Consider the following 24,454-nt stretch of genomic DNA (forward strand, 5'->3'; position numbering starts at 1 on the left):
GCGCAGATAAAATTGCGCTCCGGGCAATCGGGTAACGATTCGCGCGGGAAGCGGTTGCACCTGATATGACGATTCCGCTGTCCATCCTTGACCTCGCCCCGATCGCACCGGGACAGACCGCCCGGGAGAGCTTCGCGGCCAGTGTCGCGCTCGCCCAGACGGCCGAAAAACACGGCTATACCCGTGTCTGGTACGCCGAGCACCACAACATGCCCACGATCGCGTCGTCGGCCACCGCGGTACTGGTGGGCCATGTCGCGGCCCAGACCCGCAGCATCCGTCTGGGCGCCGGCGGCGTGATGCTGCCCAACCACTCGCCACTCGTGATCGCCGAGCAGTTCGGCACCCTCGGCGAACTGTACCCCGGTCGCATCGACCTGGGTCTCGGCCGTGCCCCCGGCAGCGACCAGACCACGGCGCGCGCCATGCGGCGCGACCCGCGGGCGAGCGACCAGTTTCCGCAGGACGTGATGGAACTGCAGGCGTACCTGAAGGGTCAATCGATCGTCGCCGGAGTGCAGGCCGTGCCCGGTGGCGGCACCAACGTACCGCTCTACATTCTCGGCTCGTCCCTGTTCGGCGCCCAGCTCGCCGCGGCGCTCGGCCTGCCGTACGCGTTCGCGTCGCACTTCGCGCCCGATTCCCTGTTTGAGGCCGTCGCCACCTACCGCCGTGACTTCACGCCCTCGGAGCAGCTCGACAAGCCGCACGTGATCGTGGCGGCCAATGTGGTCGCCGCCGACGACTCAGCGGATGCCGTGGCGCAGTTCGAGACGATCCGTCGCACCCGAGTGCGCGGCATGATCTCCCGCGGTCCGGCCGCACCGGACTACACAGACGAGCAGATCGACAACTTCCTCACCACCACGCAAGGGCAGCAGATCGCGAACATGATGCGGTATTCGGCGGTGGGAACGCCCGCCGGGGTGCGCGCGTTCCTCGAGGACCTCGCGGTCACCACGAAGGCCGACGAGCTGATCCTCGCGCACCAAGCGACCGACATCGCCGACCGCCTGCACTCGGTCGAGCTGACTGCCGCGGCCATGAACGGTGCCCTGGTCTAACATCGAAGCATGACTCCGGATGCCCTCGTCGACCTGTGCCTGAGTCTGCCGCAGGCGGTCGAGACCTTCCCGTTCGGTGAGGAAACCAGCGTCTTCAAGACGAGCGGCAACGGCAAGATTTTCGCGCTCAGCGCCCTGGCCGGAGAGCCGCTGACGGTATCGCTCAAGTGCGATCCGGAGGAGGGCCGGGCGTTGCGTGAGGAATTCGTGCAGATCACGCCCGGCTATCACCTCAACAAGAAGCACTGGATCACTATCGTGCTCGACGGCAGCGTTCCCGACGAGCTCGTGGAACAACTTCTCCGCGACAGCCATGCCCTTGTGTGACCGAAGGCGCCCCGCGCGAAATAGGTGCGCTGGTCGAGGCGCGACGCAGGAGTGATCGAGACACGCCCGCCGACACTGAAGAGTGCCTAGATGTCCGAGGCTGTCTCGAACTTCGTGAGCACTGGGGCCTCAGCGAGGATGGCTCCGAGGCCTGACGCACCGGGTCCGGCGCGCCAGGTGCGATACGCCGCATCGTGCTCGAGCGATGCCCACTTTTCCAGGAGCACGAAGTGGGTGGGGTCTGCGGTGTCCATGAGAACGTCGACGCCGAGGCATCCATCAAAAGTGCGAGTGTCGGCGAGGGTGTCCCGCAGTACCGTGGCCACCGTCGCGAGGGACTCGGCTTTCACATGTATGTCGAGGATTGCGGTGATGGGCATGTGTGCTCCAAACGGGTTGTGGTTACAGGTGGTTACAGGTGGTCGCCGGGGTCGGTGATCGGGTCGTCAGAGGAGTGGTCGGTGAGCTGCCCGCCGCCCACGGGCATGCCAGCCCACGACACGAGGGTCCAGCCCGCCTGTTGTGAGCCGGTCAGCTCCACAACGCCAGTGTTGTCGAGGTCGTTCTTCACGGCGAAACTCGGTGCCATATTGACGGTGCGGGCCGCGGTCCACACCCGGATGGCGGCGCCGTGGCTGAAGACGACGGCTGCCTCGACGCTGGCCGTGGCGGTCTCGATGTCGGCATCGAAACGTCTGAAGAAGGCGTGACCGTCGAAGGCCCCGGGCATCGTGGTGCGCAGGTCTCCGGCGCCCCACGCGAAGATCGTCTCGAGATACCGGCGAACGGACGCGCGATCGCTCAGTCCTTCCAGCGCCCCCGCCTCGATCTCGTGTAGTCCGTCCGCCACCTGGATCTGCAGGCCGCGGTCCGCCGCGAGCGGACTGGCGGTGAGCTGCGTGCGAACGAGCGTCGAGGCGAAGATGGCTTCGATCGGCTCCGCGCGCAGCGCATCGGGGATGACGGATGCCTGACGGGCGCCGAGATCGGTCAGGCCGGGGCCGGGGTGGGCCGTGTCGAGCTGGCCGAGAACGTTGGCGGGAGTCTGGCCGTGGCGGATCAGAAAGAGTCGCATGTTCACTCCAGCATAGGCATCGAAAATCTTCGGAGGTAACATCATGCGCATGAGGGCAGCCGCGCACACGAGATATGGACCCCCCAGCGTTCTCCGACTCGTGGAAACACCGACTCCCGTGCCGCGGGACGACGAACTCCTGGTGACGGTCTTCGCCTCGACCGCCAACCGCACCGACGAGGGATTCCTCCGTGGCAGTCCGCGGATCGTTCGACTCTTCAGCGGACTGACCAAGCCCAAGAAACAGATCCTCGGCAACGAATTCGCCGGGCGGGTGGAGGCCATCGGCGCGACGGTGAGCACCTTCAGGGTGGGCGACCGAGTCTTCGGCTACGACGGCGCGAACTTCGGCGGCCATGCGGAGGCCAAGACCGTGCGGGAACGGGGACTTGTGGCGGTGATACCGGCGAACATGTCATATGAGGAGGCCGCTCCCGGCGCCGAGGGCGCCCACTACGCCGTGAACCTCATCCGCGCCGCCCGGATCGGGGCTGGGCAGAGGGTGCTCGTGAACGGTTCGACGGGGGCTATCGGTTCCGCAGCCGTGCAATTGCTCAAGGATGCCGGCGCCAACGTCACGGCTGTGTGCGACACGAAGAACGTCGGCCTTGTGCAGTCACTGGGGGCCGATCGAATCATCGACTACCTGCGGGAAGATTTCACGGACATCGATGACGCCTTCGATGTGATCATCGACGCTGTCGGCAAGAGTTCATTCCGGCGTTGCAGGGCCCTCCTCAAACCCCGAGGAATCTATCTGTCATCTGACCTGGGCTTCCTCGCACAGAATCCCATTCTTGCCCTGACCACGCCCCTATTCCGTCGAAAGCGGGTGATGTTTCCAATACCCTTCGACAGGAAGGAAGACGTACTGCTTCTCAGTGATCTCATGAAGTCAGGAAAGTTCCGGCCGGTCATCGACAGAACGTACCCCCTCGACGACATCGTCGCGGCTTTCGACTACGTCGAAACGGGGACGAAGGTTGGCAACGTCGTCATCCGCATCCGCGAAGGGTGAGTCCCAGCAGACAGTGCGACCATGGGTGCACAGGTACGTTCCCCGCCCAGCCCAAGAGAGAGAAGACCGATGACGATCATCAAGATTAACGCAATCACCGTGGCCGATGACAGTGGCGACGCCCTCGCTCACCGCTTCGCCGCGCGTGCCGGCGCCGTCGACGGGAGCGCCGGTTTCGAGGGTTTCGAGCTGCTCAAGCCCACAGATGATCGCACGACCTGGCTGGTCGTCACGCGCTGGGCCGACGAAGAGTCCTTCCAGGCCTGGGTATCCTCGCCCGCGTTCGGACACGGCCACCGCAGCGAGGCGCCCAAGGAAGGCGAACCTGCCGCCAAGCCCGTGGGCATGAGCAGCGAGCTGTGGTCTTACGCGATCGCGGGTGGCTCCACCGTTTAGCCTGAATCCACCGATCGGGATCGAGATCTGACGGCGCGTTAAACCGAGAGTGCCCATCTGATCAGGTAAATTAGGACTTGTCAAGAGTTCAGATTTACCAACCAGAGGAGCATCTCGTAGATGCAAGTTTCCCACACCAACCGCGCCGTTTCTGCATCATTCACCGACCCGAATCTCGTGTCGTCGGCGGGCTTGGTCCCGATCATGAAATTAGCCGCCCGTGCGGGGTTGGCGACCTTGGCCGATCAGTGGCTGAGCGTCCCCACCGACAAGGGCGCCAACGCCGGTCTGAAAGTCACGTCTCTGGTCGGCGGCATGGTCGCCGGCGCGGACTCCATCGACGACCTCGCCATTCTTCGTCACGGCGGCATGCGGAAAATCTTCAGCAACTGCTACGCGCCGTCAACGTTGGGGTCGTTTCTGCGCGCGTTCACGTTCGGTCACGTCCGGCAGCTCGACGCCGTCGCTTCCCGCTTCGTGCGGGGCCTGGCCGCGGAAACTCCGTTGCTCGTGCACGACACCGACGGCTACATGTTCCTCGACGTCGACGACACCATCATCGAAGTTCACGGCCACCAGAAGGAAGGCTCCGGCTACGGGTACTCCGGGGTGCGCGGCCTCAACGCGATCCTCGCGACAGTCAAGACGGACGTATCGGCGCCGATCATCATCGGCCAGCGACTCCGGCGCGGTGCCTGCGGATCACCGCGCGGCGCGGCCCGTCTGATCCGTGACGCCCTCGCCACGATCAAACGGCTCCGCGGAGCGGGAAAAGCACGCGTGCTCTTTCGTGCCGACTCAGCGTTCTACGGGCACGCCTCCATCAGCGCAGCCCTCAAAGCCGGCGCCGACGTTTCGGTCACTGCCCGGATGGACCCCGCCATCAAACGAGCGATCGGAACGATCCCCGGCGCTGCCTGGACCGCAATTGAATACACCAACGCCATCTATGACGAAGGCAGCAAAACATGGATCAGTAACGCCGAAGTCGCCGAGGTCCCGTTCACCGCGTTCACCTCGCGCAAGAAGAGCGAGCACATCACCGGGCGCTTGGCCGTGCGGCGGATCCCGGAACTGAACAAGAAAAACCTCGACCAGCCAACCCTGTTCGACACCCACCGATTCCACGCCTTTTTCACCACCAGCACCCTCGACACCGTCACCGCCGACAAAACCCACCGCGCCCACGCGGCGATCGAGCTCGTGAATTCCGACCTCAAAAGCAGCGCCCTGGCGCACCTACCCTCCGGTGTATTCACCGCCAACGCCGCCTGGCTGGTCATGGCCGTCATGGCGTTTAACCTCACCCGCGCCGCCGCGACGATCGCGGGAAACGGTCTCAGCCGATCGACCACCGCAACGATCCGCCGGAAACTTGTCAGCGTCCCCGCACGAATCTCAACCTCGGCGCGGCGCGTGACATTGCACCTGCCCGAACACTGGCCTTGGGAGAAACCCTGGACGGCCCTGTTCACAAAGAACTTCCGGCCCCAACAACCCGCCCCCACCTGACCAACCAGCCGACACCGACATCAACAGGAGCACCAGTGGAACACCCGGGCCGCGAGACCCGGACCACAACCACGCCCGAAACTCCGAAAGCTCGCCGAAACGAAATCAGGATCCGATCAGAGGTCGACCGGTGGATTCAGGTTTAGACCCCACGGGGGCTACGGGATCACCACTGCCGGGAGCGTCACAGTATCGCGCGCCGTGTAGTCGAGTACGTCGGACTGTGCGACGCCGTGCGGAGTGAGGGCGTCCATTATCTTTGGCACCGAATTTGGGTCGGCGGAGCACAGGGCATTCGCCTGCGCCGAGGCGCAGACGCCGAAGGTGTATGCCCCGGGCGTGTTGGTGAATCCACGAGTCTGGTCGGAGCCATGCGTGCCGTCCTGCCCGGTTAGTGCCACGGCGAAGCCCCATCCGCTCGTGGGCAGACCGCCGAGCGCTGCCTTGTTCACTCGGAAGGTGACAAAGCCCGCGGCAGAGTTCGCTCGCACGGCGACCGAACCGACGCTGCGGCCTGCGGAATCCAGGAAGAGATTGTTGCCGAAACCCTGCACCTCGACCAGCTTGCTCCAAGGCTCGGCGACCTCGTAGTTCAGGCCGGGATAGGAGGCCGCCGTCGAATCGGATGTCGCGGCCGGGTCGCGCACGTACACATCGAGGAGCTGCGCGCCGTTCGATGAGCCGAACGTGGGGGTCAGGTCCCGCGTCGTCACCCGGAAAGTCACGCTCGAGCCGGTGTCGTAGACGTCGAAGCCCGTCAGGTCGAACGCGCCCGCCGTAAAATCGCCTGACGTGGGATAGGCGTAGTTACCGGGTCCGTTGTCGTCGCCCAGCGGGTCTTCATGGCTGAAGATCAGCGCGCCGTCGATGGCGTCGCTGACGATCGTGCGCATCACCTGCGCAGTGCCGCCTCCGGCCGCGGTACTCGTGATCACGAGCACGTTGGTTCCGAAGGCCGACGCGAGGTTCAGAGTGAACGCGCCGGAGGCATCCGCTGTGCCGTACGCCGTCGCCGTCTGGCTGTCGTCGTCGATGGCAACCCGCGCGATGGCGATGGCGGCGCCCGGCTCGGCGGTGCCCGATACTGTCGTTGTCGCCTCGGCCTCCGCGCTGTCTGCGGGCGTTGTCACGGTCAACGGGGTCGTGCCCTGCGTGTGGGTCACGTAGCGGTCGAGAACTTCGGCAGGCTGCTCCAGCGACGTGCCGGCACCGACGGCGGCGGTGAGGCGCACCTGCGCGGCAGACGCCCACGTGAGGGGAGACGCCGACCCCACCGACTGACCGTTCACGAAGCCGATCGATGCGGTGGCCGGATCACTGCCGAAGGGTGACGCGGGCACGTCGGGCTGGTCCCAGACCTGTTCGGGCACGAGCCCAGGACCGGACGTCATCGTGTTGATCGCCACGAGCTGGGCAGCCGCCTCGTCGGACTGCCCCTGCGCGAGATACTGCTGTGCGCGTTCGACGCCGAGCACCGGCCATGGGTGGCCGAGCCCAGAGAAATTGTTCGTCCAGGGGGCTCCCGTCACGGAGCAATTCGTCGCCACGCCCACGAAGCAATCTCCGTAGCCGTCGCCGTTATAGCGCAGCCAGCCGGGCCCGCTGGCGGTGGCTCGTTGCAGCGTCGCGTCTGTGACCACGAGGGAATCGAGGATGACCTGGTCGGTCGCGGGAAGTATTCCCAGACGCACATATTCGAGAAAACCGGCGTCCACGATTGCGCGCTGGTCGAGTGTCGGCCCGCCGTTACCCACGTTGTAGCTGATCGCAGCGTTCGGATCCCCGGTCTTGGACAGTCGGATGAAATACGGCGAGCTGGACAGCGGGCCGGTCGTGGTGACGCCCCATGAGGTGATGGAACGCTGATACTGGTCCGCCGTCGCGCGCCACACCGCGGCGCTGGCCGGGTCATCGTGCCGGTCTGCGATCGCCGCTGCGGCGACCAACCCCGCGATCTCGGCGGCGATTGTGGAGGGGGAGTAGCCGGGTTGCTCCTCCCAGCGCTCCACACCGAAGCTCGGCCCGCGACTGATCAGAAAATTCGCCGCGAGCTTCACGTGTGGCCAGAGGTCGTCGTCGTCCGCGAGCCCAGACTGGAGGGCCATCAGCAGTGGATACGCTGTTTCGTCGAGCTGGTCGTTGAAAGCGTCCGCTGCCTTCGTGCCGTCGAGGAGTGAATTGCGCGGCTGTGACCCGTTCGCTTGCTGGCTCGACAGCAGCAGATAGCGCACGGTGTCGCGGGCTGTCGCGATGTCTCCGGCGGTGTACAGGGCTGTCCACGCCTCGTAGAGGTCGCGGGCAAACACTTCGCGGTATCCGGCCACGAAGAGGTTGCTTGGATCGTTGGCCGGGATGGACTGCCCCCACGGGGCGTTGACGCCTGCCACGATCGCTCCCGGATAGGTCTTGTCCTCGGAGGCCTTCACGACATTCGCGGCGCGATAGTAGCTTCGCCCGGCCGTTGCTGTTTCGGCGGGTGTGAGCCCGGTGGCCGACAGAGCCGGTGCGATCAGGCCGCGATCGTAGCTCGCCCAGCCCGCGATGTAACTGGCCTGCATGCGCGCCAGAGGCGTACCCGCCGTGGCGCGTGCTGTCTTCACCGCCGACGCCTGGGTCGTGCCGAAGCCCAGCACGAGCGTGGCGTGGTTGGACGCATCGCGCTGCACACCCACAGTTTGCGCCACGTTGCCGCCCGTCGCTGTCGTGCCTGTCGCGGTGAGGCCATGCGTGGAATCGAGTTGCACGAGACCATCGCTCGGGGATCCGACGAATCCGCTGCCGATTCCGTCGAAAGCCTTGTTGGCCGTCAAGGCCAGGAAGGACGGCACAGCATATGCGGAGCGGTCGGCCTGACTTTCTGTTGCGGTGTCGAAGGAGACCGGCACACCGGTCGAGGTCGAGGTATCGATGACTGCAGAATCGGCCCCGCCGTTTGCCGAGCCACCGCCGCCGTTGCCACCTGCGTTCGCGTCGAGCCGCACGAAGAGCTTGAACCTGCCCGGGTTCTTCTTCGCGTCGGCAGAGAGCGGCACGAACCTGGTGCGCACGACCACGCTATCCCGGAGCGAATCGGTGAAGTAGCGGTTCACGAGACGGTACGCACCACTCTTGGCGGTCGAGGTCACGGTGCAGACCATGCCCGTGGCATCCGCAGACACCGTGTAGGTCATGTCCCGGCTCTGCAGGTCGGTGAAACTCGTTCCATCGGTGACGATGTACTGCATGGTTTCCACGTTGGTTGCATCCACCGTGGGGGCGTAGACATCGGAGAGAATGCCATTGGCGACCGTGAACCAAATCTTTGATGTGGCGTTGCGGGCCGTGCCGATGCAGTCCTTGCGGGACTGGCCCTGATGGCTGACAGCCCCGGGAGAACCTGCAGCTTCCACAGTTGAGGCCGTCCTGGCTGATGCCGCGCACCCTGTGGGGAGTGCCAACAACGTAAGCACCACGAGGAACGAGGGCAGGAGAAAGCGCGGTCGCGTCACGGTGTGTCTCCTCAGGTTGGCCACTCGAACCTTAGGGCGAGCAATCGAGCCGGTCAACGCCCCATCCGCGCGAGCCGCGGAGGGTCGGCGTCACTCCCACGAGGGCGCGAACCAGGGGTCATCATGGCTGAGTAACGACATCGGGTGGTTCACCCGCAGCCCCGTGCCGCCGCCGGGGCGGCGCTATGGGCGCCGCGCTTAGGGCTGGCGCGGGGGAGCGTCCTTTTCAATGAGCTCGGTGATCGAACGCAGAATCTCGGGTGATACGTCGCCCAGCATGCGCGCCGCGAAACTGACGACGCGCTTGGCCCTCAGGCTCTTCACGAAGGCCAGTTGGGAGTCCACGCGTTCGGGCAGGTCGCCCTCCGAGCCCAGCAGATACTCCGGTGGGATGCGGAAGAATTCGGCGATTCCGGTCAACAGGGCCTCGTCTGTGACAAGGGGGCCTTCACCGGTGATCATGTACGCCCACCGTGCCCGAGAAAGGGGAATTCCCTTGTCTTCCAGTCCCTTCTCGATCTGTTTGTAGGTGTACGGCGCATTGCCTTCGGCCACGACGACGTCGAGCAGGAGATTGATTTTTCTTGCCAGCTCCACCTGCGGGCTAACCGGGGGGTGTTCGCCGGCGCCCGGACCTTCAGTCATGCCTCCATTGTCCCATCCCTCAGGCTGACCGTTCACAGGTCAGACGAGCGTGGCAGTCGGTGCTGCGGGCTTCGCGCCGGTGCGCGCCAGCGTCTGTCGTTCGACGTGCGCCATGAGCAGCCGTTCTGCCGGCGACACGGGCTGGCCCGGGCGAAGCAGCAGGCTGTCCCTGATCTCCACGTGGCGTCGATAGAGGTGCGGCCCCGGCTTGCGAGTGAGGAGGAGCTGCATCGCGGTGAGACGGCGTTCGAGGCTGAGTTCGGGGCTGTCCGCGATCAGGCGACTCCACAGTGGTGTGATGCGCCAGAGCAACCTGCGGTCACGGGCATTCTTGACGCCTGAGGCCACCGCGTCCACGGCGGCCGTGAGCCCGAGGCCGACAACGAGAGCGATCGGGGCGATGAGCAGGGACAGGGTGTAGGCGATACGCCCCCAGCCCACGAGGAGGAAGTCGGCGTAGAGAACGGCCAGGACAGCGCTCACGAGGCTCACGACCGCATAGGTGAGCACTCCAACGCATCCAAAAATCATCATGGCGAGGGAAATTCGCGTGACGGTCCGTCGCTGCTGGCGTATGTCCGACAGGCAGGCGAGGGCGAGGGAAACAGCGAAAATTCCCAGGGCGATCCACGTCGTGGCCGCATAGGCTGTGAAATCCCAGCGGGGTATGAACGACGCGGAAATGTCGTCGGTCACCCGCCAGTCGCTCCCGAAGAACAGCACAGCCTGCGCGATGATGATCGCCCCGGTGACCAGAACGGTGGCCCGTTTTCGAGCGCGAGTCAAGCCGTTGGGTGCCTTGGCTTCTTGAACGATCACGTCAAGGAGGGCGACGGCCACGATGGTGAGTGCGTGAAAGATGAAATAGGTCACGTTGCCGTTGCCGAGAAGCGCATCCACCGGACGGTAGACCGGCTGCGGCATCAGGGTCATCGTGAGGGCAAAGACGATTAGGAACAACAGGAGGGGGCGTCGCTGTCCGCGGATGGCCGACGGAATGCAGAATGCGGCGGCAATCCAGAACACTGCGGACAGTGTGAAGAGGATCGTCTGCACTACAGCACCCGCCCAAATCCGGTTCGGGGGCCCCGAACGGCCGCCGGGCCGTCCTCGAGCATGAGCAGGGCCAGCCTATCGCCGATGGCTTCGGCCATCGCTTCTTGATCCTGGCTGAACTGGCTTCGAGCCAGGGCATGAGCGATGGCGTCGAGGGGAATCAGCGGTGCCAGGAGTGCCACGCGTTCTGCGGACAACAGCTCTTTGTCTTGGTTCAGAATCATGTGGCCGAACTCGTGGTTGATGAACTGTTGTCTGTGCACGGCAGATTCGGTGGGCGCGTAGTGGATACGCTCAAAGCTTTCGCCGGCCACCTCGAGCCAGAGACCACAGACGCCGATTTCGAGCATGCGGGGTGTGGCGGCCTGCATGACGATGCGTTTGCCGCGTAGGAACTCCATGTGGGCGTGGAGCGTCTCGGCGGTCAGCGGGCGTGGGAGGGCGAGATCCGCCACCAACTCACGTGCCCGCTCCGTGCGTCGCTCGTAGTTCACGTGCTCCCCCCAACTGACGCAATCGCCCGCCCCCGGTTGCGGGAGTAGCGCGTGGGCGTCACAAAGGTCTAAGGTACCGCGTTCAGGCGGCTCTTGAGAACGACAGCCGAGCGAATGTTACGCAGCGGCACGCGACATTCGTCGCGCAACGCTAAGATAGACATGTCTAATGTGAACCTTGGGGGAGGAGCAGTCGTGGCTTTACTGGATCAGGGTCGTCTTCCGGGGGGACGTGCCCCCGCGCTGTGCGCGAGGTGCAACCGACCGTTGATCGAGCGAATGTCCGACTCCACATGGAACCTGTGCGGGCGGTGTGTCTCGGGGGAGACCACCGCCCCGCAGGGCAGGCTGCCGGCCAGGATCGAGCGCGTCGCACGCCGACTCGGCAACATTCTGCCCAGCCGGCCGCCACGGGCCCGCCCGGTGGAAGCGGCGCGACAGGATCAGAGTGACGACGATTTTGTGCGCCGCTGGCTTCGACGGATGCTCACGGCGGATGCGAACCAGCGCGCCGTGATGACCTTCGACAGCTGGCACAATCCCCGAATGTCCCTCGAGGTCATCACGGACGAGCTCGGCAATCTGGTGACCACGCATCGACGGGTGGTCCTGGAGGCGCTGCGCATCATTGAGTCAGGCGACACTCTGATGGTGCAGGTCTGCTCCGCACAGGGGGGCGACGAGGCTCCTTCTGAATCCGAGTCGACCACGAGAGTGTGGATCTTCGATCGCGGTGGCGCGCGTGCCGTGGACGCGGAGACCCTCCAGGGCAATCTGCTGCCGGAGGAGCGCAGCGCACGGGCGGCCTGCGGGGCGCGCTTCGAGACCGGCTGGGTTTTGTCCGGCGAACCAGGTGGAGCGGTTGCTCGCGCCGCCAGGGTCGCGGAGCGCCACCGCGCTGCCTGGTCCCGCTAGGTGTACTGCCGAGGGTAGGCGGCTCCGTCGGTGGCAGAATGCGCGGACGGCTCAGGCTGTGAACTGGCAGTCGTGGGCGTCCGGCTTGGGGGAGACGCATTCGCGCTTCTTATTGAGAATTATTATGATTAAGGCATGTTGCTGCCGCTTGATTCCCTCGCATGACCCGCGCTCTCCTTGTTCCTCGCCCCGCTCGCCGTGCGGCGGTCCGCCGTCAGGGTGCACTCGGGTCTCTCGGACTCCGCCTGATTCTGGGTCTGCTCATCGTGGTGACAGTTCTCGTGTCGAGCGGCACCGGACCCGTCGACGTGTCGCCGTCAGAGGCGCTGCGAATCATCGTCGGCCATCTGGTGCCCAACATGCCCTGGATGCTTGACGGATCGATCACCCTGCTGCAGGACCAGGCCGTGTGGCAGTTTCGACTGCCCCGAGTGTTGATGGCTCTGCTCGCCGGGGGCGGCCTCGCCCTCGCCGGCACTCTCATGCAAGCTGTGGTGCGCAACCCGCTCGCCGAGCCGTACATTCTGGGGGTCTCCGCCGGAGCCGGCGTCGGAGCCGTACTCGTGATCGTGCTCGGCTCCGCCGTCGTCGGTGGGCTTACCCTGCAGGCCGCAGCCTTCGGCGGCGCGCTCGTGGCGACGACCGCCGTGTACCTGTTTGCCCGACAACGCGGCGCCATCTCACCCACCAGGCTCATCCTCGCGGGAGTCGCCCTAGGCTCGCTCTTCAGCGCGATCACGAGCTACCTCACCATCACGACGGACGCCCAGAATGTGTTCAGCGTGCTGTTCTTCCTGCTCGGGAGCGTCTCCGCCGTCACCATGAACCAGCTCGCCGCTCCGGCCGTCGTGCTGGCCGTCGTGCTCCTGCTCGCGCTCACGCAAGGTCGATCGCTCAACGCTCTGCTGATGGGAGACGAAGCGGCCACCTCGCTCGGCGTCTCTGTGCAGCGCCTCCGAGGCGGGCTCCTCGTGGCCACCGCACTGCTGACCGGCACGATCGTGTCGGTCGCCGGTGGGATCGGGTTTGTCGGTCTGGTGATTCCCCATGTGTGCCGCATTCTGGTGGGCAGCGACCATCGACGGATGCTGCCGGCCGCGGTGCTCGCGGGCGGCCTGTTCCTGGCGTTGGCTGATCTCCTTGCCCGCACGGTGGCCGCCCCCACCGAGATCCCACTCGGCATCCTGACTGCCCTGGTCGGAGCACCATTCTTCCTGTGGCTGATGCGCCGAAAACGTGCCGGCCGAGCGGGGCTGAACCGATGAGAGTCGTCTTCGACCGCGTGAGCATCGCCCTCGGCGGCACGCCCGTCATCCGTGAGGCGAACCTTCGGATCGAGCCTGGACACACCGTGGGAATCCTCGGCGCCAACGGCAGCGGAAAATCGACGCTCCTCAGGAGTCTCTATCGAGTGACGAGGCCTACAAGCGGCGCCGTGCTGCTCGATGGCGACGACGTCTGGACCATGCCGCTGCGAACGGTCGCCAGAAACGTGGCCGTGATGGCCCAGGAATCCGAATCGGAATTCGACCTCGACGTGCTCGACGTCGTTTTGCTGGGCCGGGTGCCGCACCGAAGGGGATTCGGTGCCGATACCGAGCAGGACCTGCGCCTGGCCGAACGGGCGCTGACGGATGTCGGATCCCTTGACGTCGCCGCGCGCGCCTTCTCCGGGCTGTCCGGCGGGGAAAAGCAGAGGGTGTTGCTGGCCAGGGCGCTCGTGCAGCAGAGCCGGGTACTCGTTCTCGACGAACCGACAAACCACCTGGACATCGCGTTTCAGCTCGAGTTGATGCACATCATCTCGAGCCTCGGACTCACCACGATCGCGGCCCTGCATGATCTCAACCTCGCGATCGCGCACTGTCACGAAATCGCCGTCATGCAGTCCGGCCGCGTCGTTGCGTTCGGATGCCCGGAAGACGTGCTGACGACCGAACTCATAGGCGACGTCTTCGGCGTGCGTTCGCACCGCATGCGCCACCCCGAAACCGGGCAGCTCCTCATCGCCTACAGCTCACACCGTTCTCCCCACCCCTCACCCGAAAACGAAAAGGTAGTTCAGCAATGATGACTCGTATCCTCACTCGCACCTTCGCCGCCACGGCGGGCGCCACCGGACTGGTGCTACTCCTCGGCGCCTGCGGCACCGCAGTCGGGGCTTCGCCCGCTCAGACGAGCGGGTCCGGCGCCACCGTGGCGATTGAGAATTGTGGCCGTACCCTCGAGTTCGCCGGGGTACCGACATCCGCTGTGGGACTCAGTCCGTCACAGACCGAGCTGTTGCTGCGCCTCGGCCTGGCCGACAGCCTCGTGGGCCAGGCGCAGGTGGCAACGGCCGACCTGCCCGCTGACGTGGCAGCTCAGGCCTCGGACATTCCGGTGTTGAGCGAGGATGCGCCGCCTACCCGGGAAGTGCTGCTGAGCGCCGAACCAGACTTCGTCTATTCACCTACGGGCTACGAGTTCACCGCGGAGCAGGGCTTCGCGAGCATCGCCCAGCTCGACCAGGCCGGCGTAAACGCCTACACGGCGACCGGCGGCTGCCTGGAGCGCCGCAATGCGGGAACAGTTGACGACATCTTCACGGACATCGACAACCTCGGGCGCATCTTCGACGTGCCGAACGACGCGACGGCCCTGATCGACGAGGGCCGTGCCCAGCTCGCCGCAGTCGAAACCGCCATCGCAGTCGAGCCCCGGCTGAGCGTCGCCCAGCTGTTCGTCGATGGCACATCGCTCTCCGCGATCGGCGCCGGCGTCGAATACGACATGATCCTCCGCGCAGGCGGCGACAACGTGTACTCGCCCACCGATGCGGCCTTCGCCGATTTCTTCGCCGCGAGCATCTCGCCGGAATCCCTCGCCGCAGCCAACCCAGAGGCCATCGTGTTCGCCGTGAGCACCGAGGAGCAGGCCCTCGAGACCGAGGCGTACCTGCGGGCCACATTCCCGAACCTGGCCGCCGTGCAGAACGACCGGCTGATCGCGATCAGCGCCTCTGACGTGTTTCCTGGCACTCTCGGAAACATTCGCGTGGTGCAGCAGCTCGCCGCCGAACTCTACCCGGCCGCCTTCTAGCCGCTCGACGATAGTCTGTGGCCAATTCAGGAACGTGACACCGCGACCCGGCCGGTCCCGCCGAACTGCGGGTCAGTAGATGCGCTGGGCCGCACATTTCCTGAATTGGCCACGACCGATCAGGCTAGACCGGGCGACGGATGTCGACGATGCGTCCCGAGGCCGCCAGCGTTGCCGCCCGGTGTGCGATCGTGATCACCGTCACGTCGCCGGGCAAGCCTTGCACCAGTCTGGTCAGGTGGCGCTCGGCGAGCGGATCGAGACTCGCCGTCGTCTCGTCCAGAATGAGGATCCGCGACCGCACGAGCAACGCCCGCGCCAGGCAGAGCCGGGCCTGTTGCCCGCCGGACACAGCCGTGCCTCGCTCGCCGACCACCGTATTCGAACCGTCGGGCCAGGCCTCGATGAAGGCGTTCGCGCCAACATCGTGGAGCGCCTGCATGATCTGGCGGTCGGTCGCCCGCGGCGCGGCCAGCCGCATGTTGTCCATCACGGTGCCATGGAAGAGCAGGGCGTCCTGGCCAACCACGGCCACGGCGTTCCGGAAGTCGGCATCGGAGATCGCCTCGAGGTCCACGCGGTCGCCGGTGGCCGTGACGAGGTCGATCTGACCGCTGTCGGCGGCCCACAGCCTGGACAGCAGCAGCGCGAGGGTCGTCTTTCCCGCGCCCGATATGCCACGAATCGCCACGCGTTCCCCCGGCGCGATCGTGAGATCAAAGCCATCGAACACCCGGGTCCCCGCAGTATAGGCAAAGGACACGTTGACGAGATCGAGCCCGAGTGGGCCTGCCGGGAGAGGAAGCGGTACCGCGGCATCCGCTATCTCGGTCTTACCTCCGATGCCCGCGAGCACCCGCCGCGCGCTCGCGCGATGGGAATGCAATTGACCGAGGGTGGACCCGGCGTCGGCCACCGGCCCGAGCACGGCGAAGCAACCGGCCACGAGCGGGGGCAGCGCCGCAAGGCTCAGGCCGGGCGTTTCCATGGCGATGAGGAACAGGGCCACGGCGGTGCCCACGATGGTGACGTCGCGCAGCCCCGCGGCCAGCACGGTCGTGTGGTCGAGCTGCCGTTGCAGTCCGGCAGCACGGCGGGTGAACCGGTCGAGCTCGCCCTGCACCCGGCTCTGCAGGCCGAAGCCGATGATTTCCCGTCGCCCGGTGAGGCTTTCAACCACCCGGGCGGAGAGCGCCGAGTTGCAGTCCTGGATGCTGTCGCCCAACCGGCGTGACCGTGCCACGTGAACTCGACTGCAGGCCAGGAGCAGGAGCACAGCCAACAGCACCGCGCCGGCCATGAGCGGTTGAACGAGGAAGACCAGCGCTGTACCGACGCCAGCCACGACTGCCGTCGCGGCGAGCTGGGCGATCGTGTGCGCGTAGAAGAACTCCAACCTTTCGATATCACCCATGGCCGCCGCGGCCTGGTCGCCGCTGTGCTGACGGTTCTCCCTCGCCGGCGTGCTGCGAGCGAAGCCGTCGAACAGGCTCATCCGCAGTGCGGCGAGCACGCGGTAGGCGAGGCTGTGCGACACGTCCATCTCGTGCCAGGTGAGCCCCGCCCGAAGAAGCACGCCCACGCCCAGCAGTACCCAGAATCCGGAGGGAGGAACGCGCTGTTCGACGACGGCGAGGCCGACCGCCCAGGCCGTGCCCACCATCAGGGCCGCGAGGGTGAGGGAGCTGAGCACGCTCACGGAGAAGGCCCAGGCGAGGCCCCGTTTTTCTCCGCTCAGGTACGGGACCAGTCCGAGTATCGGGTGTCGAATCATGCGCGAACCGGCACGTCGTGATCGGCCACAACGACTTCGGCAAGGCGGCCGCCGTCGAGATGCAGCACCCGACCGGCGTAGTCAAGGGTTTCAGTGCGGTGGGCGATCATCAGAACAACCTTTGTGCGGGCGACGGACTGCAGAGCGGTCATCAGCTGGCGAGCGAGCGCGTCATTGAGGGCGCTCGTGGGCTCGTCGAGCAGCAGAACCGGGCGGTCGGCCAGGAGCGCCCTGGCCACCGACAGTCGTTGCTTTTGGCCGCCGGAGAGCGAATCTCCGCCCTCGGCAAGCTCGGCGTCATAGCCGCCAGGCATCGCGAGGATCTCCTCGTGGATACCGGCGGCGCGGGCGGCCGCGTGGAGGTCGGCATCCGGTGCCCCTGGGCTGGCGACCGCGAGATTGTCCCTCACCGAGCCTGAGAACAGGTAGCTGTGCTGGGAAACCACGCTCACGTGCGCGGCACCGGCGCCGTGCCCGGCGACGGAGATCGTGCCGCTCTCGGGTTGGAGATAGCCGAGAATCAGATCGAACAGTGTGCTCTTGCCTGCCCCGGATGGCCCGGTGAGGGCAGTGATCGCGCCGGGGCGCAGGGTACACGTGGCGCCGCGAAGCACGGGGCTCCCTTCGGTATAGCCGAAGGCCACCTCCGTGATCGTGACCAAGGCCGTGCCGGGAACGCCCGGGTTCGCCGGGGGTGCCGCCGCGGTGCCGCCACGCAGAGCTTCGATGCCGGCGACCGCGGACAGGCCGAGGTAGCCAGCGTGCCAGTGGCGGGAAAGTTCCCTGATGGGGCGGAACAGCTCCGACGAGAGCAGCAGCAGCAGGTAGACGTCTGCGGTAGGCTGGCCGGTGCCGGTGGCCGCGAGAACGGCGGCAGCGGCGGCGCACACGATGCCGGCCTGGATCGCGAGATCCACCAGTGCGGTATCGAACAGGGAAGTGCGCATCGTGGCGACAGTGGCCCGGTGTAACTCGTCGGAGCGTCCGCCCAGTCGAGAACGCGTGCGCCCGACCGCGCCGATCAAGCGCAGGGTCTTCATGCCCTGGAGCGATTCGAGAAAATCGGCCGCCAGACGTTCGTAGCTGTCCCAGTGGATGGTTCCGCGCCGGCGCAGCACGCGGTGCCAGAGGCGCGGGGCCAGCACGGCGACCGCGAGGCAACTGCCGAGCACGACCGCGAGCCACGGATTGAGCAGTGCAATAGCCACCAGAATTGTCGGGCAGAGCATGAACACCTGCAGCACGTGGCCCACGTACTTGCTCACGTACACGTCGACGCCGTCGATGCCGTCAGTGATCGTGAGGCGTGCCACTCCGGCTCGTTCGGACGCGTCGTGAAGTCGTCCAGGGGAGAGAGCAGCCGCCGCAAGCTCGCGACGAAGGCGCACTCGCACGGCCGTGCCGAGGCCGCTCGCGACCTGGGCCTGAACGAGGTTGACAAGTACCCGCAGCACAGCGACGGCCACGATGCCGCCGAGGAGGCCGAGTGCGGCCTGACCGCGACCGGCAACGAGCGCGGCGAGGGCATGGGCAGTGAACCACGCCTGGGCGAGATAGGTGCCGGCGCCGAGCATCAGCAGCACCGTCGTGCCGCAGAGGCGGAGGGGATGCCGCAGTGTGAGCGCCCACAGGGTTCGGTTGAGCATCACGAGGCGGCCCCTCCCTCGTGAAAAAGGGCGACCGCGTGCAGGATTCGTTGGCCGCTCAGCGTCGTTTCTCGCGCTGCCCCGCCGTGCGCATCCGTCCAGCCGGCGACCGGACGCGAGCGCGTACGCATCCGCTCGTCCGTCGCCTGAAAGACGAGGTTCGCCGCAGCGAGAGTCGCCCACCAGAGACAGCTGACCAGGTGGGCCGGCGTCGAGCCTTCGCGCGCCGTAAACAGCACGAGAAGATCGCTCATGCGTAGCCACTCCTGCGCGCTCGACCTCTCGACAGCCTCGGCGAGCGCGGCGTGGTCGTGCGGTGTCACGAGGTGAAGGCTGCACCCGGTCGGCCGGGCGCCCTCGGCGATCTCTAACGCGACCTTCATGAGCCCCGCCGACCAGGCCGGAGTCGGTGGTCGCCGAGCGCTGCTGTGCATATCGGCGAACGGCATACTGCGACGAGCGGCGAGCGCCGACGTGCTGATCGCGGGCACCGACAGGGCAGCAGCTGCCGTTCCGCCGAGTCCGGCGGCCTCGCCGAGCGCTTCGGCGAGCGAAGACACGTCGGGCGATGAGCCGTGGGAGCGCAATTCCGCGGGTGCCGCCGCGGTCGAGGTCAGACCTTCGAGCGCCGGGACCGCACCGTTTCCGAGATGCAGCGCAGTGATGGCCAGTTCGGGTGCCCTGCCCCGCCATCCTGTCGGCCACGCGCCGTGTCGAGTCCCGTGCCGAGGCAGCCCAGCCATGTCCGCCAACCCGTGCGGGGTCAGGTCATCGAGTCGGGTGGCCGCGAGGCCGTGTCGAGCGGCGACGGCGGCGATCGCCGTGAGCGCGTAGGCTGCGTCGGCGATCAGTCCAGGCCAGGCACGGTGGTGATACTTCCCCGCCGCTCGCTGCGGCAGCACGGTGAGGATGACGAGTGTGCCGGAGCCCAGAGTGCAGCGGCCCAGGCGCACGAGACGGTTCGTCTCGTGGTCGTACACCGCACGGGTGCCCCCCGCCTCGCCGTCCTGGCCGCAGAGCACGTGCGTCTGCACGGGATAGCACGCCCCGGCGGAGGGAATTGCACGGTGACGGATAGCTGTCGGCGCGCCCGTTCGCGGCGACGGGTGGAAGGAATCGCTCCACCAGACCTCCTGCAGGATGGCGCCGATTCGAGTGGCCGCGAGCGTGGGGCCGGCCCACGCGTTCATCGCCGGTCCGCGCGGCTCGGGGGGACCGGGAGCGATGCGCGACCAAGCGTGGTCAGTGGAATCGAGCAAGGAAGGTATCCGTTCTCACATGTGGGGCGGGGGAATGAGCGTGAAGTCGTCGGGTTTCACCGGATCGCGCCTTCGCCAGCCGCGCGACCGCGCCGCCGCGCGAAACCGCTCGGAGCCGAGATAGGCGAAGGCCGCGGGCGCGTTGGGCACGAGCCCGGTCACGAACACGCGCTCAACGCGCAGGGCGGTGCGGGCCACGTCGGATGTCGTGAGGTCTCGCGAGAACACGCGGTGACCTCCGGCCGCCAGCCGCGCCGTGATCTGCTGCTGTGTGACCGGCGCGATCTCGCCGACGCTGATGGTGCCGAGCGCGGGCGCGGTGAAACGCGTGGCGAGATGGTGCACCCGGGGATCGAGCCAGACCTGTACGTGCGCGCCGAGGTCGCGCACCGTGCAGAAGTTCTCGCCCACGTCGTCGAGGTATCGGAGATCCTCTCGGTGATCGAGGTACAGGCCGCGGGCCATCAGCCCGGCATCCACGGCCTGGAATACCCAGCCGGTGCTCGCTTGCAGCCCCGAGGAATAGATCCAGGTGTGCACGGCCTCGAGCACGGCCTTGCGGGCGGCTTCGGCGGGGTCGAGCTTGCAGGCGAATCCCGCGGCGTAGAGGCCCGTGTCAGGGTCGTAGATCAGGGCCGCCATCGCCGGGGCCAGCTCGGAGGGCATCTCCACGATCCAGTACCGGAGGTTGCAGCCGGACATGTGCTCGCTGAGGCCGGGCACGCTCGCCGGGTCGATGCCGCGCGTGGGGCCGTCGAGGTGCCACCAGAGCTCGAGGGCGTCGCGTTCGATGCACTCGAGGACGGCGCGGTCCCGGGCATCCTGGTTTCCCTGCCCGGTGGCGATTCCGGCGTAGTTCAAGTGGTGGACGCGATCAAGGTGGCGAAAGCGGCGCTGCCGCCAGTTGAGGTACACGAGCGACGCCGGCAGCCAGACATCCGACGATGGAGCGTCGGCGCGGCGTTCCCGGCACCTGGTCCACAGCGTGCGCACGTGGTCGGTGAGCTGTCGGTACGGAAACCCGGGGGAGGAGAGCTGCCAGGGCGTGAACTGCGGCAGGGACTCCACGTCGATCACAGTCAGGCCGCGCTCGCGCAGCTCGGCGGCCGTTCCCTCTTTCTGTTCCCCTGGGTGCAGTTCTGCGGGCAGGAAATTGCCACAGTAGCGTTCTATGCCCTCCGCGACGGCCGCGATCCAGGCTTGCCTGTCGTCGCCGAACGTGGTTCCGAGCGAAACCCGGTCGGCGGGCCAGTCGCCGAGTTCGCGGGCGTTCGACACCTCGGCGGTCATCGACGTGTAGGCCGGGGGAGCCGCATCGGGACGTAGGACCGGGCGCACCGAGCGGATGATGCCCATCTCCCCGTCGACGAGGGATGCCAGGTCGAACTCGGGCGGGACAGCGGTGGTGGGGGTGGTCATGGCGTCCTCGATACGAAGTGGGCGGGGTGGTAAGGGGTGGAGGGGCGCTGCATCCACGCGAGCACCCGTTCTCCGATGCTGCCGGCAGGGTCGGGGCGCTCGGCCGTGAGCCGGTGTCCCCATGGGCCGTTGATCAGGCTCACGGGCGCCGGCCAGGAGTCGTGCAGGTCGAGGGCTTCGAGAATAAAGAAGTCCTGGGCGCCGGTGACGACCAGCAGGGGAGACGTGGCCCCGGCATATCGTGCGTGCAGGTCGGTTGGCCCCGCAGCCCAGAGCTCCCGCCACAGGTCGGCTTGCCCGGCTGTGGGATCTTCGAGCGGATGCGTCGCCTCGGGGCCTGCATCGACGGCGCGCGCGAGCAGGTCGGTCGCGCGGCGCTCGCCGAGCGGTGGCCCGCTCCGACGTTCGAACCCGTGCTCGAACCACCAGCCGAACCGGTCGGCGAGGCGTGGGCATCCGTTCGGGTCGCGTGCGGTCTCGAAGCGTCCGAGGGCCGGCACGAGCGCCACCACGGCGTCGATCCGGGCTGAATGCTCGGGCACGCCGGCCAGGGCACGGGCGGTTTCGAGGGCGCAGTGCGCCGCGTACGACGAACCGAGCAGCGTGATGCCGCCCCGATGCCACGTCGAGTTCAGCACCGCCCGAACGGTGGCGGCGCCGTCTGCGCCCTCGGAGGAGTAGGGGTGCCAGTGGCCGGCGGAGGCGTATCGGCCACGGACATCCGCTACCAGGCAGGTGTAACCGCGGGCCTGCCACGAGCGAGCCTGCGCGGTATGAACCTCGCAGTCGTAGGGCGTTCGAATGACGACTGTGCCGCGCGGCTCGGCGGCCTCAGCGACGAATCCAGAGAGGGTGACGCCGTCGGGCGCCTGAACGGCGAAGCGCCTCATGGGAGCGGTGCCGGCTCTGGATAGGCCAACACTGTGTGCTCGCTCGCCCGCAACGATCGGGCATTGAACTGCCACGCTCGGGTGCGATAGATGCGAAGACGCTCGGCGTCGAACGCCCAGGCCTGGGCCATGTCGAGCAGCCGGAGCCCCACCATCCGGCCGGCGAGGTCGCTCATTGCCGTGGGAACATTCGTGCGTGCTTCCAGCCACGACGCGAGCTCTTCTGCCGTGCCGGATGCGGCGAGGCGTCGCTTCATCACCTGGGCGCTCGACGGGTCGGTCATGTCGAGCGAGAGCGGGTCGACCCAGAGCTGGCTGCCTTCGCGGTGCACCCGCAGCCAGGCGACGCCTCGGAAGGGCAGGGTGTCGAGGTTGTCCCAGAGGGCCCGCGGCGGTAGGCCGCCGGCCAGCCAGATCACGAGCGCCGGCCTGAATTCCGTCAGCGCCTGGGTGATCTCGATGACGCTCCCGAGGTCCACACTGTCATACACCCCGGTGACATCGAGCGAGCGAACATCGGCGCCCAGCTCGGCGAGGTCCGCAGCCAGGTGTGCGAGAGCTGGCTCCGTGCACACGATCAGAACCCGGCTCTTCGGCGTGGGCCATGTCGGGGCCGCATCGTGTTCGTGCCGGGTGGTGACGGCTGAGTGCACACGCTGCCAGGAGGCCTGCCCCGCGGCATCGAGTGCAACGTCGCGGCCGCCGGCCAGTGCGTGCAGCTGCCATACGGGAATGGGAGAGCCCGTGAGCCGGAGGAATACACCGTCGCTCGTGCGCACGGCGGTTCCGTTGGCGGTGTCGATGATGTCGAAGGGGATGCGGGGGGTCGTCATCTGGCTCGATTCGGTTGCGGGGACGTTAACGGGTGGTGCGCCCCGCAGAATTGGCCATTTGCGGGGCGCACCGAAGCCCATGGGGGGGTGTCAGCTCCTAGTCGAAGGGATTCTCGACGAGTGCGTTCGAGTGCGTGGCGGAGAGGTGTGCCAGCTGCTCGGTTCCTGCGATTTCTGCGACGACGGTGTTTTCGGATTCCATGAGGAGTCCTTCCTGTTGTGTTGTTGCACGACCTCCCGTTTGGGTGGTCAGCTAGACTCTAACCGACAATGACAATCATTATCAATAAGGAGCGATTATCAGCGAGTCGCATGAATCCAGGTTGGTCGTCGCCGACCAGAAAGCGGGCGCCCTGTATGTCGTCGATCCACGCACGTGCCAGATCCTGCGGCACGACACCGAAACCGTGCTGGCCGAGCACGCTGGCTTCCTGCCGCTGCCGCACGGTCGGCTCGCGTACATTGACGACGGCGCCGGCGAGCTCGTGGTGCTCAACGTCTTCACGAACAGCCAGGACTGGCGAGAGAGCGCGGTCTCGGTCGCCATTCCCGGCGAGCACCTGGCCGCGAGCAGTACCGGCCGATTCATCGCCGTGACGACAGGCCTGGGCCGTGATTGGCAGCCGTGGAGCGACCTCGTCACCCTCGTTGACAGGCACGGCGCGCGCCCCCGCAGCCGCCGCATTCGCACCCGCCGCGGCGAACCCGGCGTCGTGATTGCGCGGGATATGGGCGAGGCGGACGCATCACCCGCTCTCGTCATTCGCCATCGCGAGCCGGGCTCCCTCGAAATGATCGGCGTCGCGGCCGTCCAATCGGCGGATGCCCACGGCCCCGTCCTCCGCGGCGATCTCACCGAGCTGCCCGACGACGGCCATGGCGATGCCTACGATCCGCTGACGGGCATGATCTTCAACGCCACCGGTTCCGGTGTGTACCGGCACACCCTCGAGAACGGGGTGCTTGTTGCGCACCCCACGGTGCCGTGGAACGTCCCGGGGAGGGCCTACTTTGTGCGCTTCTGCCCCCGCGACCGCTGCCTCTTCGCCGTGGTGCGCGGCGGCGACCCGGATCCGAAGAACTGGCAGGTCTGGACCAACCATCTCTGGCGCTACAGCCTGGACACCCACAGCATCAGCACCGCCCCGATCGGCCCCGGCCTGGTATTTCGACTGGGCCTCACCCGCGATCACGCCGTGGTCACGCGCATCCGTCCCGACGGCGACGAGGCGGTCAGCTATCGTCGGCGTCCGGGTGCGGCACTGCAGGTGCACGGTCGCAGTGCTCTCCCGCCGATGAGCGACGCCCCGCGGCCCGGACGCGAGCCCTGGGATCGGGCGGAACGCCGGGCCATAGCCGCGTCGTCGGCGGGCTCCCTGTTTGCCGTGACGCGTGGTGGCCACGGCGAGCTGCACATTCTGGATGCCGCAGACGCTGGCGCCACGATGCGCACGGTTAGGCTGCCGACGGCTCTCAACGAGGGCGGACACCTCGCCTGGCTCACCCGCGGCGAGGGAGACGCTCACGGTCACGACCTGGTGGGCCGCTAAATGACGGGCGCC

23 protein-coding genes are annotated in these 24,454 nt (G+C 66.8%); 10 read left to right on the forward strand and 13 right to left on the reverse strand.

The annotated features are described in order from the left end of the window. The first annotated feature begins 65 nt into the window (after nt 1-65). Both BJ997_RS06060 and BJ997_RS06065 read left to right on the forward strand, forming a co-directional pair. Entirely contained in the window at nt 66-1,064 is a 999-nt protein-coding gene (locus BJ997_RS06060) for an LLM class flavin-dependent oxidoreductase (protein ID WP_035840597.1), read from the forward strand. Between the two features lie 9 nt (nt 1,065-1,073). After that, nucleotides 1,074-1,391 carry an MmcQ/YjbR family DNA-binding protein gene (locus BJ997_RS06065; RefSeq protein WP_035840610.1) on the forward strand — a complete coding sequence of 106 codons (318 nt, stop codon included), beginning with the start codon at nt 1,074-1,076 and terminating at the stop codon, nt 1,389-1,391. A gap of 86 nt (nt 1,392-1,477) precedes the next feature. Here BJ997_RS06065 and BJ997_RS06070 read toward each other — a convergent pair whose 3' ends face one another. Both BJ997_RS06070 and BJ997_RS06075 read right to left on the reverse strand, forming a co-directional pair. Beyond that, nucleotides 1,478-1,771, reverse strand: coding sequence for a putative quinol monooxygenase (locus BJ997_RS06070; RefSeq protein WP_035840600.1), 294 nt, complete (start codon nt 1,769-1,771; stop codon nt 1,478-1,480). A 32-nt stretch (nt 1,772-1,803) separates the two neighbouring features. After that, a complete protein-coding gene (locus BJ997_RS06075) occupies nt 1,804-2,466 on the reverse strand; it encodes a histidine phosphatase family protein (protein ID WP_035840613.1) in 663 nt (220 codons plus the stop codon). A 43-nt stretch (nt 2,467-2,509) separates the two neighbouring features. Here BJ997_RS06075 and BJ997_RS06080 point away from each other — a divergent pair, with 43 nt between their 5' ends. The 3 genes from BJ997_RS06080 (at nt 2,510) to BJ997_RS06090 (ending at nt 5,392) form a co-directional block, all read left to right on the forward strand. Continuing rightward, the gene (locus tag BJ997_RS06080; RefSeq protein ID WP_201771761.1) at nt 2,510-3,484 is read left to right on the forward strand and encodes an NAD(P)-dependent alcohol dehydrogenase; all 975 of its coding nucleotides are present in this window, start codon (nt 2,510-2,512) and stop codon (nt 3,482-3,484) included. Nucleotides 3,485-3,553: 69 nt separating this feature from the next. Beyond that, the gene (locus tag BJ997_RS06085; RefSeq protein ID WP_035840604.1) at nt 3,554-3,880 is read left to right on the forward strand and encodes an antibiotic biosynthesis monooxygenase family protein; all 327 of its coding nucleotides are present in this window, start codon (nt 3,554-3,556) and stop codon (nt 3,878-3,880) included. A 120-nt stretch (nt 3,881-4,000) separates the two neighbouring features. Next, the gene (locus tag BJ997_RS06090; RefSeq protein WP_035841060.1) at nt 4,001-5,392 is read left to right on the forward strand and encodes an IS1380 family transposase; all 1,392 of its coding nucleotides are present in this window, start codon (nt 4,001-4,003) and stop codon (nt 5,390-5,392) included. Nucleotides 5,393-5,550: 158 nt separating this feature from the next. Here the strand turns inward: BJ997_RS06090 and BJ997_RS06095 are convergent, their stop codons facing one another. From BJ997_RS06095 to BJ997_RS06110, 4 genes are all read right to left on the reverse strand, one after another. Then, complete coding sequence (locus BJ997_RS06095; RefSeq protein ID WP_160175907.1) at nt 5,551-8,880, reverse strand: glucodextranase DOMON-like domain-containing protein; 3,330 nt, start codon at nt 8,878-8,880, stop codon at nt 5,551-5,553. Between the two features lie 198 nt (nt 8,881-9,078). Next, a complete protein-coding gene (locus BJ997_RS06100; protein ID WP_052542571.1) occupies nt 9,079-9,525 on the reverse strand; it encodes a hypothetical protein in 447 nt (148 codons plus the stop codon). Nucleotides 9,526-9,564: 39 nt separating this feature from the next. Beyond that, on the reverse strand, nt 9,565-10,581 hold the full coding sequence (locus BJ997_RS06105; protein WP_035838864.1) for an MAB_1171c family putative transporter: 1,017 nt from the start codon (nt 10,579-10,581) through the stop codon (nt 9,565-9,567). Beyond that, nucleotides 10,581-11,075 (reverse strand): hypothetical protein, encoded by a 495-nt coding sequence (locus BJ997_RS06110; RefSeq protein ID WP_035838861.1) that lies wholly within the window; start codon nt 11,073-11,075, stop codon nt 10,581-10,583. Before BJ997_RS06110 ends, BJ997_RS06105 begins: the two co-directional genes overlap by 1 nt. A 279-nt stretch (nt 11,076-11,354) precedes the next feature. Between BJ997_RS06110 and BJ997_RS06115 the strand changes: the two genes are divergently transcribed. The 4 genes from BJ997_RS06115 to BJ997_RS06130 all read left to right on the forward strand — a co-directional run bounded on the left by BJ997_RS06115 (nt 11,355) and on the right by BJ997_RS06130 (nt 15,071). After that, a complete protein-coding gene (locus BJ997_RS06115; protein WP_035838858.1) occupies nt 11,355-11,990 on the forward strand; it encodes a hypothetical protein in 636 nt (211 codons plus the stop codon). Nucleotides 11,991-12,151: 161 nt separating this feature from the next. Next, on the forward strand, nt 12,152-13,255 hold the full coding sequence (locus BJ997_RS06120) for a FecCD family ABC transporter permease (RefSeq protein WP_084141573.1): 1,104 nt from the start codon (nt 12,152-12,154) through the stop codon (nt 13,253-13,255). Then, complete coding sequence (locus tag BJ997_RS06125; RefSeq protein WP_035838855.1) at nt 13,252-14,061, forward strand: ABC transporter ATP-binding protein; 810 nt, start codon at nt 13,252-13,254, stop codon at nt 14,059-14,061. The genes BJ997_RS06120 and BJ997_RS06125 overlap by 4 nt, the downstream gene beginning before the upstream one ends. Continuing rightward, nucleotides 14,058-15,071, forward strand: coding sequence for an ABC transporter substrate-binding protein (locus tag BJ997_RS06130; protein ID WP_035838852.1), 1,014 nt, complete (start codon nt 14,058-14,060; stop codon nt 15,069-15,071). Before BJ997_RS06125 ends, BJ997_RS06130 begins: the two co-directional genes overlap by 4 nt. Before the next feature lie 124 nt (nt 15,072-15,195). Here the strand turns inward: BJ997_RS06130 and BJ997_RS06135 are convergent, their stop codons facing one another. The 7 genes from BJ997_RS06135 to amiA all read right to left on the reverse strand — a co-directional run bounded on the left by BJ997_RS06135 (nt 15,196) and on the right by amiA (nt 23,094). After that, the gene (locus BJ997_RS06135; protein WP_035838849.1) at nt 15,196-16,845 is read right to left on the reverse strand and encodes an ABC transporter ATP-binding protein; all 1,650 of its coding nucleotides are present in this window, start codon (nt 16,843-16,845) and stop codon (nt 15,196-15,198) included. Beyond that, nucleotides 16,842-18,491, reverse strand: a complete 1,650-nt coding sequence (locus BJ997_RS06140) for an ABC transporter ATP-binding protein/permease (RefSeq protein WP_052542570.1) — start codon at nt 18,489-18,491, stop codon at nt 16,842-16,844. The genes BJ997_RS06135 and BJ997_RS06140 overlap by 4 nt, the downstream gene beginning before the upstream one ends. Then, complete coding sequence (locus tag BJ997_RS06145; RefSeq protein ID WP_183323292.1) at nt 18,491-19,750, reverse strand: hypothetical protein; 1,260 nt, start codon at nt 19,748-19,750, stop codon at nt 18,491-18,493. The genes BJ997_RS06140 and BJ997_RS06145 overlap by 1 nt, the downstream gene beginning before the upstream one ends. Before the next feature lie 15 nt (nt 19,751-19,765). Then, nucleotides 19,766-21,169 carry a YcaO-like family protein gene (locus BJ997_RS06150; protein WP_052542569.1) on the reverse strand — a complete coding sequence of 468 codons (1,404 nt, stop codon included), beginning with the start codon at nt 21,167-21,169 and terminating at the stop codon, nt 19,766-19,768. Then, entirely contained in the window at nt 21,166-22,059 is an 894-nt protein-coding gene (locus BJ997_RS06155; protein ID WP_052542568.1) for a CocE/NonD family hydrolase, read from the reverse strand. Before BJ997_RS06155 ends, BJ997_RS06150 begins: the two co-directional genes overlap by 4 nt. After that, nucleotides 22,056-22,892, reverse strand: a complete 837-nt coding sequence (locus BJ997_RS06160; protein WP_183323294.1) for a hypothetical protein — start codon at nt 22,890-22,892, stop codon at nt 22,056-22,058. The genes BJ997_RS06155 and BJ997_RS06160 overlap by 4 nt, the downstream gene beginning before the upstream one ends. 97 nt (nt 22,893-22,989) lie before the next feature. Beyond that, the gene (gene amiA, locus BJ997_RS21395) at nt 22,990-23,094 is read right to left on the reverse strand and encodes a streptamidine family RiPP (protein ID WP_244962576.1); all 105 of its coding nucleotides are present in this window, start codon (nt 23,092-23,094) and stop codon (nt 22,990-22,992) included. Between the two features lie 121 nt (nt 23,095-23,215). Between amiA and BJ997_RS06165 the strand changes: the two genes are divergently transcribed. Continuing rightward, a complete protein-coding gene (locus BJ997_RS06165; protein WP_221243929.1) occupies nt 23,216-24,442 on the forward strand; it encodes a hypothetical protein in 1,227 nt (408 codons plus the stop codon). The last annotated feature ends 12 nt before the right edge of the window (nt 24,443-24,454 follow it).

The organism is Cryobacterium roopkundense (assembly GCF_014200405.1).
In the GTDB taxonomy this organism is placed as follows: Bacteria; Actinomycetota; Actinomycetes; order Actinomycetales; family Microbacteriaceae; genus Cryobacterium; species Cryobacterium roopkundense.

Coding starts and splice junctions, on each gene's coding strand:
- BJ997_RS06090 (WP_035841060.1), top strand. CDS start 4,001: ATGCAAGTTTCCCACACCAACCGCGCCGTTTCTGCATCATTCACCGAC.
- BJ997_RS06160 (WP_183323294.1), bottom strand. CDS start 22,892: ATGACGACCCCCCGCATCCCCTTCGACATCATCGACACCGCCAACGGA.
- BJ997_RS06100 (WP_052542571.1), bottom strand. CDS start 9,525: ATGACTGAAGGTCCGGGCGCCGGCGAACACCCCCCGGTTAGCCCGCAG.
- BJ997_RS06115 (WP_035838858.1), top strand. CDS start 11,355: ATGTCCGACTCCACATGGAACCTGTGCGGGCGGTGTGTCTCGGGGGAG.
- BJ997_RS06060 (WP_035840597.1), top strand. CDS start 66: ATGACGATTCCGCTGTCCATCCTTGACCTCGCCCCGATCGCACCGGGA.
- amiA (WP_244962576.1), bottom strand. CDS start 23,094: ATGGAATCCGAAAACACCGTCGTCGCAGAAATCGCAGGAACCGAGCAG.
- BJ997_RS06120 (WP_084141573.1), top strand. CDS start 12,152: ATGACCCGCGCTCTCCTTGTTCCTCGCCCCGCTCGCCGTGCGGCGGTC.
- BJ997_RS06070 (WP_035840600.1), bottom strand. CDS start 1,771: ATGCCCATCACCGCAATCCTCGACATACATGTGAAAGCCGAGTCCCTC.
- BJ997_RS06085 (WP_035840604.1), top strand. CDS start 3,554: ATGACGATCATCAAGATTAACGCAATCACCGTGGCCGATGACAGTGGC.
- BJ997_RS06125 (WP_035838855.1), top strand. CDS start 13,252: ATGAGAGTCGTCTTCGACCGCGTGAGCATCGCCCTCGGCGGCACGCCC.
- BJ997_RS06155 (WP_052542568.1), bottom strand. CDS start 22,059: ATGAGGCGCTTCGCCGTTCAGGCGCCCGACGGCGTCACCCTCTCTGGA.
- BJ997_RS06065 (WP_035840610.1), top strand. CDS start 1,074: ATGACTCCGGATGCCCTCGTCGACCTGTGCCTGAGTCTGCCGCAGGCG.
- BJ997_RS06075 (WP_035840613.1), bottom strand. CDS start 2,466: ATGCGACTCTTTCTGATCCGCCACGGCCAGACTCCCGCCAACGTTCTC.
- BJ997_RS06080 (WP_201771761.1), top strand. CDS start 2,510: ATGCGCATGAGGGCAGCCGCGCACACGAGATATGGACCCCCCAGCGTT.
- BJ997_RS06150 (WP_052542569.1), bottom strand. CDS start 21,169: ATGACCACCCCCACCACCGCTGTCCCGCCCGAGTTCGACCTGGCATCC.
- BJ997_RS06135 (WP_035838849.1), bottom strand. CDS start 16,845: ATGATTCGACACCCGATACTCGGACTGGTCCCGTACCTGAGCGGAGAA.
- BJ997_RS06130 (WP_035838852.1), top strand. CDS start 14,058: ATGATGACTCGTATCCTCACTCGCACCTTCGCCGCCACGGCGGGCGCC.
- BJ997_RS06140 (WP_052542570.1), bottom strand. CDS start 18,491: ATGCTCAACCGAACCCTGTGGGCGCTCACACTGCGGCATCCCCTCCGC.